Source organism: Vallicoccus soli, from assembly GCF_003594885.1.
GTDB classification, from domain to species: Bacteria; Actinomycetota; Actinomycetes; order Motilibacterales; family Motilibacteraceae; genus Vallicoccus; species Vallicoccus soli.
Window position 1 is genome coordinate 265348 of the sequence record NZ_QZEZ01000002.1, and the last position, 13739, is coordinate 279086.

Consider the following 13739-nt stretch of genomic DNA (forward strand, 5'->3'; position numbering starts at 1 on the left):
CCCACCCGGGAGGACCCGTGAGCGAGCCCAGCACCCCCGCCGACGAGCGCCCCGCGGGCGCGGAGCAGCTCGCCGAGCTGCGCGAGCTCGCCGCCGCCGCGGGCGAGGAGGTCCCCGAGGGCGTGCGCGCCGCGGAGGCCGACCAGCGCATCACCGAGCTGCGCGCCCTCCTCGGGCGCTGACGGCGCGGCAGCCCGGCGCGGGGGTCACTCCCCCGCGGCGGGCCGCGCCGCGGTGAGCCGGGCGAGGACCGGCCGGTGGTCGGTGGCCCGGGCGAGCAGGTCCGGGTCGAGGTGCTCCGGGACGCCGCAGCCGTCGACCCGCGCCCCCCCGGCGAGCACCGCGTCGATGCGCCGGCGGGGCGCCCGGGCCGGGAACGTCAGGTCGCCGCCGTCCGGCGCCGCGGCCCGCGCGTCGCGCAGACCGAGGCCCGGGACGACCGCGTCGTCGCCGGCCAGCAGCGACCACACCGGGCCGCCCGGCGCCTCGTTGAGGTCCCCGGCGAGGACGACGGCCGCGCTCCCGTCACCGCGCCAGGCCGCCAGGCGCCCGGCGACCTCGGCGGCGTGCCGCGCCCGCTCCCCCGCGTCGAGGCCGAGGTGCGTGCTGGCGACGAGCCACTCCGCCCCGCGCAGGCGCAGCCGGGCCGCCGCGAGCCCGCGCCGGTGCAGCCGGTGGCGCAGGCGCGGCGTGCGCGACAGGCGCGCCTCGTACGTCCCCCGCACGTCGACGGCGAGCGAGGTCAGCAGCGCCGGGCCGGTGGTCGTCGCGCCGCCGCAGGTCACGTAGAGCTCCGAGCGCCGCGCGAGCTCGGACAGCGCGTGCCGCCAGCGGCCGAAGCGCGGCGCCTCCTGCAGGCAGACGACGTCGGGGCGCAGGTCGCGCAGCACCTCGACGACCGCCCCCACGTCGTCGCGCAGCGAGCGGACGTTCCAGCTCAGCAGGCGCAGCGTCCCCGCGCCCCCGGCGGCGGTCCCGGTCGCGTCCCCGGTCGCGTGCCCGGGCGCGCTCACCGGCGGGCCAGCGCCGCGGCGCCGACGATGCCCGCGTCGTTGCCGAGCACGGCCCGGCGCACGTCGGCGTTCGGCCGGTGGCTCCCGGCGGTCAGCGCCGCGCGGAACGCCCGGCGGGCCGGCTCCAGCAGCGCGTCGCCGGCCTCGGAGACGCCGCCGCCGATGACGAAGCAGCCGGGGTCGAGGATCGCGGCGAGGTCGGCCATGCCCTGCCCGAGCCACGTGCCGCAGGCCTCGAAGGCGCCGAGCGCCACCGGGTCGCCCTTCTGCGCGGCGGCCGTGACGTGCCGGCCCTCGATGCCCTCGATGGTCCCGTCGCCGAGGGCGAGCAGGTCCAGGGCGAGGTCCGGGTCCTCCTCGGCGCGGGTGCGGGCCTCGCGGACGAGGGCGCGCCCGCTCGCGTACTGCTCCCAGCAGCCGCGGTTGCCGCACCCGCAGGGCCGCCCGCCCGGCACGACGCGCAGGTGGCCGATCTCGGCGGCGACGCCCCAGCGCCCGCGGTAGAGCTCGCCGCCCAGCACGATCCCGCCGCCGATGCCGGTGCCGACGGTGATGCACACGACGTACGCCTCGCCGCGCCCGGCGCCGTGCTCGACCTCGCCCCAGGCGGCGGCGTTGGCGTCGTTCTCCACGACGGTGCGCAGCCCGACCCGGGCCTCCACCTGCGTGGCCAGCGGGTCGTCGGGCCACTCGGCGAGGTTGGGCGCGAAGACGACGGTGGTGCGCTGGACGTCGACGAACCCGGCCGCCCCGATGCCGACGGCGCGGACCTCCACCTCCTGCGCCCCCGCGCGCAGCTCCTCGATGGTGTCGACGATCGCCGCGACCGTGCCCGCGCCGGTGTCGCCCGGCGGCGTGGAGCGCCGCGTCTTGGCCACGATCGTGCCGTCGGGCGCGACGAGGCCGGCGGCCACCTTCGTGCCGCCGACGTCGACGCCGATGGTGTGGGCCGGTCCGGTCTGGGCCGTCATCGCTGCCGCTCCTCGGGGTCGGGGTGCTCGGGGTGCTCGGGGTGCTCGGGGTGCTCGGTCTGCTGGGGCTGCGGGGTCTGCGGGGTCTGCGAGCGCTGCGGGGGCTGCGGCCCCGGCGGGCCCGCGCGGTCCTCGCCCGCCGGCGGGTCGGGGTCCAGCGGCACGGGCGCCAGCCGGGGCGCGGGCGCCGGGTCGGACCGGCCGTCGGCGCCGGGCCGGGGGCCGCCACCGGAGCCCGGTCCGCCCCCGGGGCCCGGTCCGTCACCGGGCCCGGGGTCGTGGCCCGTCCGCGGGCCGTCGCCGGGCCGGGCGCCGGCGGGCGCCGCGGGCCCGGGCGCGCGGAAGGCCTGCAGGGCGGCGAGCAGGCTCGTCGCCGCGTCGCCGAGGTGCTCGACGACCTCGGGGCGGGTCTCGCGCAGGGCGGCGAGCAGCCGGCACACCGGGCAGGCCCGGCAGGTCCCGTCCCCGTGCGGCCCGTCCTGCGGCCCGTCGTGCGGGACGTCGTGCGGCCCGTCGTGCGGGACGCCCGGCGGCACGTCGGACGGCGGCCGGTGCGGCGACCCCTGCGGCTCGGGCGGGACGAGGGCGGCGAGCAGGCGCAGGGCCTCGGCCGCCAGCCCCGCGGCGCCCGCGGGCTCGCTCACGCCGTCCGCCACAGCGCTGGGTCGGGCCGGAAGCGCACCGTGAGCTCCCCGCCGCGCAGCGCGGCGCCCTCCACGGTGCACCGGCGCAGCGCCGCGGGCAGCGGCAGCCGGCGGCGCAGCGCGCCGAGCGCGAGCACGAGGTCGTCCTCGACGCGCCCGAGCAGCAGGTCGTCGCGGCGCGCGAGGGGCAGGGCGAGGCGCAGGACGTACCCCTCACCCGCCGGCTCGACGACCAGCGGGGGCGCCGGGGCGTCGAGCACCCCCGGCAGCGCCTGCGCGCCGAGCGCGGCGAGCGCGGCCGCGTCGGCGGGCGGGCGCGGCGCCCACGGCGCGACGTCGACGGGCACGGGCGCCGCGTCGCGCAGCCGGCGCACCTGCTCGGCGTGCTGCGCGGCGACCGCGTGCCGCCACAGGTCGTCGCCGCCGCCCGGGGCCACCCGCGAGGCGACGAGCCGCTGCGCGGGGTGCCCGAGCAGCGCGAGGGCCGGCAGCGCGGCGAGCGCCTCGTCCACCGCGGCCGCCTCGGGGCGCACGACGACCCGCAGGCTCGACCTCGCCGGGAGGTCGGGGGCGTCGAGCGCGCGGCGCAGGCGGTCCAGGGCCTCGAGGGCGCCGGGCCCCCGGGCGGCCAGCGCGCGGGCGAGCCGCGCGTCGACGGGGGCGAGCGCGTCCACCCACCCCGCGAGGGCGCCGGGCAGGGCGAGCAGGCGCCGGGCGGCGGGCAGCGGGCCCAGGTCCGCGACGACGAGGTCGCCCGCGCCGTCGAGGGCGGCGGCGAGGGCGAGGAGCAGCCGCACGTCCTCGGTGAGCGGCAGCGCGGGCAGCTCCTCGGGGCCGAGGCCCGCCGGGACGGGCACCCCCGTCAGGGCGGCGCCGACCGCGAGGACGTCGGCCCAGGCGGCCGCGCCCGGCGCCGCGTCCGGCGGCGCCGCGAGCAGCCGCGCGTCGGCGCCCTCGGCGCGCGCGCGGGCGGCGGCGGCCCGGGCGAGGGTGCTCGTCCCGGCGCCGCCGCTCCCGGTGAGGAGGAGGGCCCGCACGCGGGGCTCAGCCCTCGACGCGCTGCTTGAGGCCCTTGAGGGCGCGGTCGACGACCACCTGCTCGGCCTTGCGCTTCATGATCCCGAGCATCGGGACCTTCACGTCCACGGTGAGCCGGTAGGTCACGTCGGTGCCGCCGGGCACCTCGCGCAGCGCGTACGAGCCGTCCATCGCCGTGAGCGTGCTGGCCTCGACGAGCGACCACGAGGTGGAGGCCTCGGTCCAGGCGTAGGCGAGGACGTACGTGTCCTTGATGAGGCCGGCGTCGAGGACGAAGCGGACCCGCTCGGGGCGCCCGTCGGCGTGCCGGCTGAGCACCTCGACCCGCTTCACCTCGGCGTTCCAGTCCGGGTACGCCTCCATGTCGGCGATGACCGCCATGACCTGCGCGGGGCTGGCCCCGACCGTCGTGCTCGACTCGGTCCGGTCCGCCATGACCTGCCTCCCGCCGGGGCGCCAGGTGGCGCCGGATCGTCGCCGGGAAGGCTACAGCGTCACCCGGGGCGCCTCAGCCGAGCACCGCGCCGAGCACGGAGAGGGCGACGACGAGCGCCACGGACAGCACGACGACGAGCCCCGCGGCCAGCCCGGCCCGCCCGGCGCGGGTCCCGAGCAGGGGCGCCAGCGGCCCGGCCACGGGCGGCGCGGCGGTCTCCGCGGCGAGCCGGGCGAGCAGCGCGTCGGCCCGCTCGGCGAGGTCGTCGGGCGCGTCGTCCCGCCGCCCGGGGGCGTCCAGCGGGGCCGCGGCGGCTCCGCCCGGGGGCACCGGCGCAGCGCCCGCGGTCCCCGGGGCCGCCTCCGGGGCGTCCACGTCCTGCCGGGCCGCGAAGGGCGCGTAGCAGAGCAGGCACCACGCGGCCCCGGGCGCGGGGGGCGTGCCGCAGGACGGGCAGCGCGCGGGGGCGGACGTACCGGTGCTCACTCCACGGGGGTCGGCCGTCGACGGCCCCGGCTTGAGCGGCGCGCTACGCCGGCCTGCGCGCCGTGAGCAGGAGCGAGACCCCGGGCAGCCGCCCGACGGGCAGCACCCGCTCGGCGACGACGACCGAGCGCAGGGCGGCGTTGAGCGGCGCGGGCACGTCGTCGAGGTCGCTGCCGGTCGACGCGCGGCGGCGGAACCGGACCGCCGGGCGCAGCAGCACGTTCCAGCTCGTCACGTCCTGCACGACGAGCCCGCCGGCGACGACGGCGGCGACGAGCCCGGCGCGGTCGTACCGGCGGACGTGGCCCACCGCCTCGTCGTGCGCGGACCACAGCCGCATGTCGGCGGGGACCGCGACGAGGAAGGTGCCGCCGGGGCGCAGCACGCGCGCCACCTCGCGCACCGCCGCCGCGTCGTCCTCGAGGTGCTCGAGGACGTCGAACGCGACGACGAGGCCGAGGGCGCCGGACGCGACCGGCAGCGCCTGCGCGTCCCCGCGGACCACGTCGAGGCCGCGGTCGCGGGCCACCTCGGCGCCCTCCGCCCCGTGCTCGAGCGCGACCGGCGCCAGGCCGAGCTCGCGCAGCACGCGCGTGTTGCCGCCCCCGGCGGCGCCGATGTCGAGCGAGGGCCCGCGCGCGCCGGCGGCCGCGACCCGCCGGCGCAGCAGGGCGCGGCGCTCGGCGTACCACCAGTGGCGGTCCTCCAGCGCGGCCAGCTTGCGGACCTCGGTAGCCTCCACGGCGAGCCATCCTGCACCAGCGCGCGAGGAGCCCCCGCTGTCCCGGTCCGCAGTGCAGCCCCCGCCGCCGCCGCCGCCGCAGCCGCCGCAGCCGCCGCAGCCGCTGGAGCTGAGCGTCGTCGTCCCCGTGTACGACGAGGAGGACGTGCTCGAGCTCTTCGCCGCCCGGCTGCGCGCCGCGCTCGACCCGCTCGGGGAGCCGTACGAGGTCGTGGTCGTCGACGACGGCAGCCGCGACGCGACCCCGCGCCTGCTCGAGGCGCTGCGCGCCGGGTGGCCGCAGCTGCGGGTGGTCCGCCTGCGCCGCAACTGCGGGCACCAGGCGGCGCTGACCGCGGGGCTCGACCGCAGCCGCGGCGCCTGGGTGGCGAGCATCGACGCGGACCTGCAGGACCCGCCCGAGCTGGTGCCGGTGATGCTCACGGCGGCGCGGCGGGAGGGCGTCGACGTCGTCTACGGCGTGCGCGACGACCGCACGAGCGACACCTGGTTCAAGCGGCGCACCGCCGGCCTCTACTACGGGCTCATGCGCCGCGAGGCCGGCGCCGACGTGCCCGCGGACGCCGGCGACTTCCGGCTGCTGAGCCGGCGCGTGGTCGACGAGCTCGCGGCGCTGCCCGAGCGGCACCGGGTCTACCGCCTGCTCGTGCCGTGGCTCGGCCACCCGAGCACGGTGGTGGCCTACCGCCGCGACGAGCGGGCGGCGGGCACCTCGAAGTACCCCCTGGCGCGCATGGTCCGCCTCGGCACCGACAGCCTCACCTCCTTCAGCGCCCGGCCGCTGCGCGTGGCCACCTGGTGCGGCGTCCTCGGCAGCCTGGTCTGCCTGCTCGCGATGCTCACCGCCGTCGGCGCGCACCTGTCCGGCGCGACGGTGCCGGGCTGGGCCTCGACGTTCGTCGCGGTGCTCTTCGTCGGCGCCGTGCAGCTGCTCTGCCTGGGCCTGCTCGGGGAGTACGTCGGCCGCCTCTACGCCGAGGCGCAGCACCGCCCGCCGTACCTCGTGGCCAGCGACACCGCGGACGAGCGCCGGCCGACCCGCCCGGCCTCGTGGCAGCGGTGAGGGCGCGCGCCGGCGCCGTCCTGCTGCTCGCGGGGTGGGTGGCCCTGTCCGCGGCGAACCAGCACTCGATCGCCCGCTGGGAGCCGCTGACCGTGCTGGTGCTGGGCCTGGCCGCGCCGGCGCTGCTCGCCCTGCTCGTGGCGACCCGGCGCTCGGGGCTCGGGCCGCTCCCGGGCTGGGCCGCGCCCGCGGCGCTCGTCGCCTGCGCCGTCGCGGCGCTGCAGGGGCGGTGGTTCGGCTACCTGCCCGCCGACGTGCAGCAGGCGTCGGCGGCGGTCGCCGCGGGCGGTGCCGTCGCCGCGGCGGCCCTGCTCCTCGTGCGCCGCGCCGGGGCGGCCGTGGCCGTCGCCGGGGCCTCGCTCGTCGTGACGACGTCCCTCGCCGTCCGGTACGACCCCGTCCCGCGCATCGACGTCTGGTACTCCGTCGACCGCGCCGCCGCCGGCCTGCTCACCGGCGACAACCCCTACACGACCGACTGGTACGGCTCCCCCGGCGTCGGCGACGCCTTCACCTACCTGCCGATGACGGCGGTGCTCCTCGCCCCCGTGCAGTGGCTGCTCGGCGACGTGCGGTGGGGGCTGCTGCTCGCGCTGCTCCTCGCCGGCTGGCTGCTGGCCCGGCGCCGCCCTGCGGCGCGCCCGCTGGTGCCGCTGCTGTGGCTCACCCCCGGCCAGCTGGTGCAGACCGAGCAGGCCTGGACCGAGCCGCTGCTGCTCTGCGCCCTGACCGCGGTGCTCGTCCTGGCCGGCGGCGGGCGGCGCGGCGGGGCGGTCGGCGCCCTCGCGGCCGGGCTCGCGACGAAGCAGCACCTCGCCCTGCTCCTGCCGTCGCTCGCCGCCTGGCGCCCCGTGGGGCCCGTACGGGCGGCCGCCGCCGCCGCGGTGGCCGGCCTGCTGTGCCTGCCGTTCGTCGTGGCGGACCTCGGGGCCTTCCTGCACGACACGGTGGTGCTGCTGCTCGACTACCCGCCGCTGCCGCTGTCGCCGAACCTCTACATCGCGCTGCTGCGCGAGGGGCACGAGCCGCCGTTCTGGCTCACCGGGCTCGTGACCCTCGTCGCCGTGCTCGGCACCGCGCTCGTGGTGCGCCGCGAGCAGCCCGCGCCCGCGCGGCTCGCGCTGCTGTGGGCGCTGCTCCTGCTCGTGCTGAACCTGGTCAACAAGCAGGCCTTCTACAACCAGTTCTGGCTCTCCGGCGTGCTCCTGCTCGTCGCGCTCGGGCTGTCCGCGCCCGCCGCGCCCTCACCCTCGACCTCCGGTCGAGAGCGGGTCTCGACCTCCGCCTGAGGGTCCAGCAGGGCGTCGAGACGGGCGACGAGGCCCTCCCAGCGCCACTGCTCCTCGGTCCAGGCGCGGCCGCGCCCGCCCATGGCCCGCGCCCGGGCGGGGTCGGCGAGCAGGTCGCCCACGGCCCGGGCCACGGCGGCGGCGTCGCGCCCGTCGACGAGCACGCCGGTGCGCCCGTCGAGCAGGGCGTCGCGCGCACCGCCGGAGTCGCCCACGACGACCGGCAGGCCGGTGGCGGACGCCTCGAGGAAGACCATCCCGAGGCCCTCGCGCTCCAGGCCCCGGCGGCGGTCACGGCAGGGCATCGCGAAGACGTCGCCCGCGTCGTACCAGGCCGGCAGCTCGCCCTCCGGCGCCGGCCCCGCGAGCAGCACGTCGCCCTCGAGCCCGCCGTCGCGGACCATCCGCTCGAGCCGCGGCCGGTCCGACCCGCCCCCGACGAGCAGCAGCAGCGCCCCCGGGACGCGGCGGAGCACCTCGGGCCAGGCGCGCACGAGCACGTCCTGGCCCTTGCGCGGGGTGAGGCGCGACACGCAGACGGCCACCGGCCGGTCCCCGGGGACGCCGAGCCGCGCCCGGACGGCCGCACCCCCCGCCCCGGGGCGGAAGCGGTCGACGTCCACGCCCGGGGGCAGGCGCACCATCCGCGCGGCGTCGGCGGGGGCGAGCGCCGGAGCGATCTGCGAGCGGGTCCACTCGCCGAGGTACGTCAGCGCGTCCGTGCCGGCGCCGACCCGCCGCAGCGCCGCCCGCGCGCCCGGGACGCGCGCCCACCACGTCTCGTGCCCGTGGGTCAGGGCGACGAGCCGGCGCGCGCCCGCGCGGCGCAGCCCCGGCGCGAGCAGGCCCAGCGGCACCGAGGCGCCGAACAGCACGCTGTCGCAGCCCTCCTCGCGCAGCAGTCGCTGCGCCCGCCGCGCCACCCGCGGGGTGGGCAGCAGCACCCGCGAGCGGTCCCGGTGCACCGGGTAGGGCAGCGCGGCGTCGTGCGCCGCGTCGCCCTCGGACCGCGACGCGTAGACGACGACGCGCTCGGGCGGCAGCCGCTCCAGCAGGGCCGCCACGAACGACTGGATCCCGCCCTGGCGCGGCGGGAAGTCGTTGGTCACGACGAGGGTGCGGCGCGCACGCGCGCGGGTCGGCTGGGGCACGCCCCGACGCTAGCCGCCGGGCGCGAGCGGGCCCGGCGGGGGCACGGCGGGCCCGCGCCCCGGCAGCGTCGTGGCCCGCGCCCAGTCCCGGGCCCGGGCGATCCGCTCGGGCGCGCTGGGGTGCGAGGCGAAGAGGGCTTCGACGAGCGGGTGGGGCGTCAGGTCGGAGCGGCTGGTGAGGGCGAGCCGGCGCTGCAGCTCGGCCAGGGACAGCGGGTCGCGGGTGAGCTCGAGGGCGTGCAGGTCGGCACGCTCCTCGACCTGCCGCGACACGAGCAGCTGCACGGGCCCGGCAGCGGTGGTGAGCACCGCGACGACCGCGAGCGCCAGCGCCGTCGAGCGCGGGTCGCCCGCGCCCGACGCGCCCGCCCGGCGCAGCAGGCGCGGCGAGCCCAGGGCGAGGGCCAGCGCGCAGACCCCGGCGGCCACGCCGAGCGCCCCGACGAGCGTGCCGTGCAGCACGTCCTGCTCCTCGGCGTGGCCGAGCTCGTGGGCCACGACGCTCTCGACCTGCTCCGGCGGGGCCCGCTCGAGCAGGGTGTCGTAGACGACGATCCGCTTCGTGGCGCCGAAGCCCGACACGTAGGCGTTGAGCGTGGAGGTGCGCCGGGACGCGTCGGCGACGAGCACGTCCGCCACCGGGACCCCGTCGCGCTCGGCCAGCGCGAGCAGGTCCGAGCGCAGCCGCCCCTCCGGCAGGGGGGTGAAGCGGTTGTAGAGCGGCTCGACGACCAGCGGGTACGCGAACGACACCGCCACGACGAGCGCCGCCCCCGCACCCGCCGCCGGCGCCCACCATCGCCGCGGCCAGCGCCGGGCCATCGCCTGCAGCGCGCCGAGCGCGAGCAGCAGCAGGACCAGGTCGAGGGCGAGCCCCCGCCCGACGTCGAGCAGCCAGCCCGGCCAGTCGCGGGTCGAGAGCCCGGCGCGCATCGCCACCTGCTCGGCCCGCGCGTCGAACGGCAGGGACGCGAGCCGGGTCACGACGACCACGCCCGCACCGCCCGCGAGCAGCCGCGCGCGGCGGCCCCCGCCGAGCGGGCGCGCCGCGGCCGCGACGAGCCGCCCGCCGAGCGGCGTCAGGCCCAGCACGAGCGCGGTGAGCAGCCCGGCGCCCAGCGAGAGCCAGGAGGGCGGGCGCACCGCGCCCCGGTACGCGTCCGCGCGCGCCACCTCGGCCGCGGTGAAGTCGCCGTCCGGCCCCACGGGGGCCCGCCCGCCGGGGACGTCGACGCCGAGGGGGTCCCACGGGGTGGTGACCGCGACGACGACGGCCACCGCCGCGCCGAGCACGAGCAGGGCGGCCAGCGCGGAGCGCCGGCCCGTCGGGTCCGGCCTCACCGCGCCCCCGCGGCCGCGCGCAGGCCCGCCGCCCACTGGGCCTCGAAGGCCCCCGGCGTGGTCGACAGCACGTCGGCGAACGCGCGCTCCAGCCCGTCGCGCTGCACGGCGGCGTACAGCGCCGCCAGGGCGCCCCGCCCCTGCACCGCGACGATCCGGCGGCACGCCGACCAGGCGGCCTCGTACGGCAGCCCGGCCCCCGTGGCGAAGTCCGCGGCGGTGGGCAGGCCCGCCGGGCCGCGCCCGGCGCGGACCAGGGCCAGCAGCGGCGCCGCGACGACCCGCGGCGGCACGCCCTCGGCGCTGTACGCGACCTCGTCGGCGAAGCCCTCGGACAGCCAGGCCGGCACCTCGCGGCCCCCGGCGGCGCGGGTCGCCACGTGCACCGTCTCGTGGGTGAGGACGACCCGCCGGGCCTGCGCGCCCAGACCGAGGTACGTCCCCGGGACGAGCACCACCCGGTCGCCGGCCGTGGGCGCGCCGTGCTCCCCCGGCAGGCCCGTCGTGACCGCGGCGAGCCGGGCCACCTGCGCCGCGTCGCGGGCCAGCAGGCGCCCGGCCTCCGCGGCGTCGGCCGGCACGACGACCACGACCCGCCCCGGCCACGGCGAGGACCAGCGCGCGGAGGCGCCGGCGACCGCCCGCTCGGCCTCGGCCACGAGCCGGGCCAGGGCGGCCTCGCCGCCGGGCAGCGGCGCCCGGGCGACCACCAGCGAGCGGGGGCCCTCGCGCACCTGCACCGGGCCGAGGTCCCACACGTCGGGCACGCCCGGGGTCGCGGCAGCCGCCCGCACGAGCGCCCGGCCCCCCGGCGCCGCGACGACCACGAGGCGCTGCTCGCGCACCACCGCGCGCGTGTCGAACCCCTCGAGCCGGTACGTCAGCCGGACCGGCACCGTCCGCTCCCCGCGCCGGGCGTCGGCCGTGCCGCGCCCGGCGAGGGCGTAGTCCCACGCGGCGAGCGGCAGCGGCGCGAGCCGCGCGAAGAGGTCGGCCTGCGCGGTGACCTGCTCCGCGTCGGCCCCGTCGACGGTGCCCATCCAGGCCGCCGCGTCGCCGTCGAGGACCGCCCGGGACCGCGCGGCGAGCAGGTCGCGCACCGCGGCGTCGCCCGGCAGGGCCGCGCTGGGGCCGCCGCGTCCGGGGCGCGCCCCGGGGACCGCGCCGCCTGGGCCGCCGAGGCCGCCGGGGCCGCCGGAGCCGCCGGGGCCGCCGGACGGGTCGGCGCCGCCGGGTGCGCTGCCCGGTGCCGTGCGCGCCGCGGGGCCGGGGCCGGTGGTGGGGCCGGGGCCGGTGGTGGAGCCGGGGCCGGTGGTGGAGCCGGGGCCGGTCGCGGGGGGACGGGCGGGGACCGTCGCCGTGGGCGCGCCCTGGGGGGCCCGCGCCGCGTCCTGCCCGGAGCGCCCGCGCACGTCGAGCACCGCCAGCCCGCCGAGCAGCACAAGACCGGCCGCCGCCGTGGCCGCGACCAGGCGCCGGCGCGCCCGCGCCCCCTGCTCGCTCCGCCGGCCCACCCCGCGATCGTAGGCGGCGCGGTGGCGCCCGGCCGGGCCGCGCGGGAGGCGCGGGGGGCGCGGAGGGCCGCAGCAGCGCGCCCCGGCGTCCGGGCGGGACGTCGGGGCGCGCTGGTGGTGCGGGTGCCGGCGGGGGCCGTGCCTCAGGGGCGGGTGGCCCCCACGTACGGCATCGAGTCCAGCGGGGCGGTGCCGACGCCGGAGCGCGGGTTCGCCGCGTGCACGATCATGCCGTCGCCGATGTACATGCCGACGTGGCTGATCGGGCTGTAGTAGTAGACGAGGTCGCCGGGCTGCAGGTCCGACTTGGACACCTTGGTGCCCGCGGCGTACTGCGCGCTCGAGGAGCGGGGCAGGTCGACGCCGGCCGCGGCCCACGCGTAGCCGGTGAGGCCCGAGCAGTCGAACGAGCTCGGGCCGGTGGCGCCGTAGACGTAGCTGTCGCCCACCTGGGCCAGCGCGGTCTCGACCGCCACCGCGGCGGCGCCCGAGGCGGACGAGGAGCCGGAGGACGGCGCGTCCTGCTGCGAGCCCGACGACGCCGGCGCGGCGCCCTCGTCCGGGGAGTCCGAGGAGTCCGAGGCGTCCGAGGCGTCGGCGGGGACGGCGCGCAGCTCGTCGCGGGCGGCCCGGGCCGCCTCGGCGGCGCGGGCCGCGGCGCGGGCCTCCGCGCGGGCGATGCGCCGGCGCTCCTCCTCCTGCAGGGTGGCCAGCAGCGCCTGCGCGCGCTCGGCGCGGTCCTGCACCGAGCGCTGGTCGGCCACGCGCCGGCTCTCGATCTCGGCGAGCCGGCGGACCTCGGCGGCCACGGCGGCGCGGCGCTCGTCGACGGCGGCCTGCGCGGTCGCGACCTGCTCCACGACCTCGCTCTGCCGCTCGGCGATGCGCCCTGCCGACGCGGCGCGGTCGAGGAACTGCCCCGCGTCCTCGGCGAAGAGGACGTGCAGCACCGGCGAGACGCCGCCGGCCCGGTAGTTCGCCGCGGCCAGCTCGCCGGCCGCGGTGCGGGCCCGGGCGAGGCGCGCCTCGGTGCGGGCCACCTGGGCCCGGACCACCGCGAGGCGGGCCTGCGCCGCGTCGGCGGCGTCCGCGGCGGCGTTGACCCGCTCGGCCGCGACCTCCGCCTCGCGCTCCAGGGCGTCGACCTGCCGCTGCACCTGCGCCAGCGTGGGCCGGGGGTCCGCCTGGGCGGTCCCGGGGACGAGCACGGCGCCGCTGAGCGCGGCGCTGCACAGGGCCACCAGAGCGGTGGCAGGGCGGAGCTGACGGCGTAGCGCCACGGGGGCGGGACTCCTCTTCCCTCGACCGCCTACCGGGTGAGCTGACGGGCTCGGGCGAAGGGAGCGCCCTACGCGTGCACCGGCGCCCCGCGAGGGGTGCCGCCCGCACGTCGATTCGCCCCGGGACGAGTGGGTCCCCGGCTCCGCGCCGCGCGGCTGCGCGCGGCGCTGGACTCGACGGGACCACCCGTGGCCGCTGCTGTCAGCGACGCCGGACCGGGTGGTCGGCGAGAACGTTAACCACGCGTGGACGGGCGACCAAGCCGCTCACACCCCGATCGCGTCAAGACTCGCCCTGCAAGGTGATGCGCAGGTCAAGGAGGTGACCGTCGGTGCAGGTCAGGCGCACGGGGAGCACGGGGAAGCCGTGAGGGATCCCACACGGGCCGCGGCGGCCGGCCGGGCGCCCGCCACGCCCGTCACCCGCCACGCCCGTCACCCGCCACGCCCCGTCACCCGGCCGCCGCCTCGGGCGGGCGGTGCCCGCGCGGCGGGTCGACGCCCACGACGAGCCGCAGGGGCGGGACGAGCCCGGAGCCGGCGAGCACGTCGAGCGCGCCCCGCTGCTCCTCGTCGAGCTCGCCCGGCTCGCCGAGCAGGACCGTCACGACGCAGTCGCCGCACGCCACGTCGCGCACCTCGCAGGTGCCGCAGTCGATGAACACAGCGCCCCTCCTCCGCAGTCCTCGGGCCCGCCCGGTCGTCCGGGCTGACGGGCGGGGACGCTAGGGACGGCCTCCGACAGCTTCGTCCCGCCCGCTCCCCCGCCGC

Annotated in this window: 15 protein-coding genes; 3 read left to right on the plus strand and 12 right to left on the minus strand. The window is 80.3% G+C overall.

All coding sequences use genetic code 11. From position 1 onward, the window contains the following. Positions 1-17: 17 nt before the first annotated feature. A complete protein-coding gene (locus tag D5H78_RS06400; RefSeq protein WP_165865625.1) occupies positions 18-182 on the plus strand; it encodes a DUF3072 domain-containing protein in 165 nt (54 codons plus the stop codon). A 24-nt stretch (positions 183-206) separates the two neighbouring features. Here the strand turns inward: D5H78_RS06400 and D5H78_RS06405 are convergent, their stop codons facing one another. From D5H78_RS06405 to D5H78_RS06435, 7 genes are all read right to left on the minus strand, one after another. Next, positions 207-1013 (minus strand): endonuclease/exonuclease/phosphatase family protein, encoded by an 807-nt coding sequence (locus D5H78_RS06405; protein ID WP_119949596.1) that lies wholly within the window; start codon positions 1011-1013, stop codon positions 207-209. Further along, positions 1010-1984, minus strand: coding sequence for an ROK family glucokinase (locus tag D5H78_RS06410; RefSeq protein ID WP_119949597.1), 975 nt, complete (start codon positions 1982-1984; stop codon positions 1010-1012). The genes D5H78_RS06405 and D5H78_RS06410 overlap by 4 nt, the downstream gene beginning before the upstream one ends. Further along, positions 1981-2628 (minus strand): hypothetical protein, encoded by a 648-nt coding sequence (locus D5H78_RS06415; protein WP_133412009.1) that lies wholly within the window; start codon positions 2626-2628, stop codon positions 1981-1983. Before D5H78_RS06415 ends, D5H78_RS06410 begins: the two co-directional genes overlap by 4 nt. Continuing rightward, positions 2625-3665: an ArsA family ATPase gene (locus D5H78_RS06420; RefSeq protein ID WP_119949599.1), complete on the minus strand. Its 1041-nt coding sequence runs from the start codon at positions 3663-3665 to the stop codon at positions 2625-2627. The genes D5H78_RS06415 and D5H78_RS06420 overlap by 4 nt, the downstream gene beginning before the upstream one ends. Before the next feature lie 7 nt (positions 3666-3672). Next, positions 3673-4101: an SRPBCC family protein gene (locus D5H78_RS06425; RefSeq protein WP_119949600.1), complete on the minus strand. Its 429-nt coding sequence runs from the start codon at positions 4099-4101 to the stop codon at positions 3673-3675. Positions 4102-4174: 73 nt separating this feature from the next. Next, the gene (locus tag D5H78_RS06430; RefSeq protein ID WP_119949601.1) at positions 4175-4588 is read right to left on the minus strand and encodes a hypothetical protein; all 414 of its coding nucleotides are present in this window, start codon (positions 4586-4588) and stop codon (positions 4175-4177) included. Positions 4589-4631: 43 nt separating this feature from the next. Next, positions 4632-5330 carry a class I SAM-dependent methyltransferase gene (locus D5H78_RS06435; protein WP_119949602.1) on the minus strand — a complete coding sequence of 233 codons (699 nt, stop codon included), beginning with the start codon at positions 5328-5330 and terminating at the stop codon, positions 4632-4634. A 52-nt stretch (positions 5331-5382) separates the two neighbouring features. Here D5H78_RS06435 and D5H78_RS06440 point away from each other — a divergent pair, with 52 nt between their 5' ends. Further along, positions 5383-6393, plus strand: a complete 1011-nt coding sequence (locus D5H78_RS06440) for a glycosyltransferase family 2 protein (RefSeq protein WP_218566308.1) — start codon at positions 5383-5385, stop codon at positions 6391-6393. Next, positions 6390-7682, plus strand: coding sequence for a hypothetical protein (locus tag D5H78_RS06445; RefSeq protein WP_119949603.1), 1293 nt, complete (start codon positions 6390-6392; stop codon positions 7680-7682). The genes D5H78_RS06440 and D5H78_RS06445 overlap by 4 nt, the downstream gene beginning before the upstream one ends. On the opposite strand, the gene D5H78_RS06450 is transcribed toward D5H78_RS06445, so the two are convergent. The 5 genes from D5H78_RS06450 to D5H78_RS06470 form a co-directional block, all read right to left on the minus strand. Further along, the gene (locus D5H78_RS06450; RefSeq protein WP_119949604.1) at positions 7568-8833 is read right to left on the minus strand and encodes a glycosyltransferase family 4 protein; all 1266 of its coding nucleotides are present in this window, start codon (positions 8831-8833) and stop codon (positions 7568-7570) included. The genes D5H78_RS06445 and D5H78_RS06450 overlap by 115 nt on opposite strands. A 9-nt stretch (positions 8834-8842) precedes the next feature. Next, positions 8843-10174, minus strand: coding sequence for a M48 family metalloprotease (locus D5H78_RS06455; RefSeq protein ID WP_119949922.1), 1332 nt, complete (start codon positions 10172-10174; stop codon positions 8843-8845). Further along, on the minus strand, positions 10171-11688 hold the full coding sequence (locus D5H78_RS19250; RefSeq protein WP_165865626.1) for a hypothetical protein: 1518 nt from the start codon (positions 11686-11688) through the stop codon (positions 10171-10173). Before D5H78_RS19250 ends, D5H78_RS06455 begins: the two co-directional genes overlap by 4 nt. Before the next feature lie 143 nt (positions 11689-11831). Then, positions 11832-12968, minus strand: coding sequence for a C40 family peptidase (locus tag D5H78_RS06465; protein WP_218566309.1), 1137 nt, complete (start codon positions 12966-12968; stop codon positions 11832-11834). A 452-nt stretch (positions 12969-13420) separates the two neighbouring features. Beyond that, positions 13421-13633 (minus strand): hypothetical protein, encoded by a 213-nt coding sequence (locus D5H78_RS06470; RefSeq protein ID WP_119949606.1) that lies wholly within the window; start codon positions 13631-13633, stop codon positions 13421-13423. Positions 13634-13739: the final 106 nt, after the last annotated feature.

What these genes read in the sequence shown, in the direction of transcription:
- D5H78_RS06410 (WP_119949597.1), bottom strand. Translation starts at nt 1,984, where the DNA reads ATGACGGCCCAGACCGGACCGGCCCACACCATCGGCGTCGACGTCGGC.
- D5H78_RS06425 (WP_119949600.1), bottom strand. Translation starts at nt 4,101, where the DNA reads ATGGCGGACCGGACCGAGTCGAGCACGACGGTCGGGGCCAGCCCCGCG.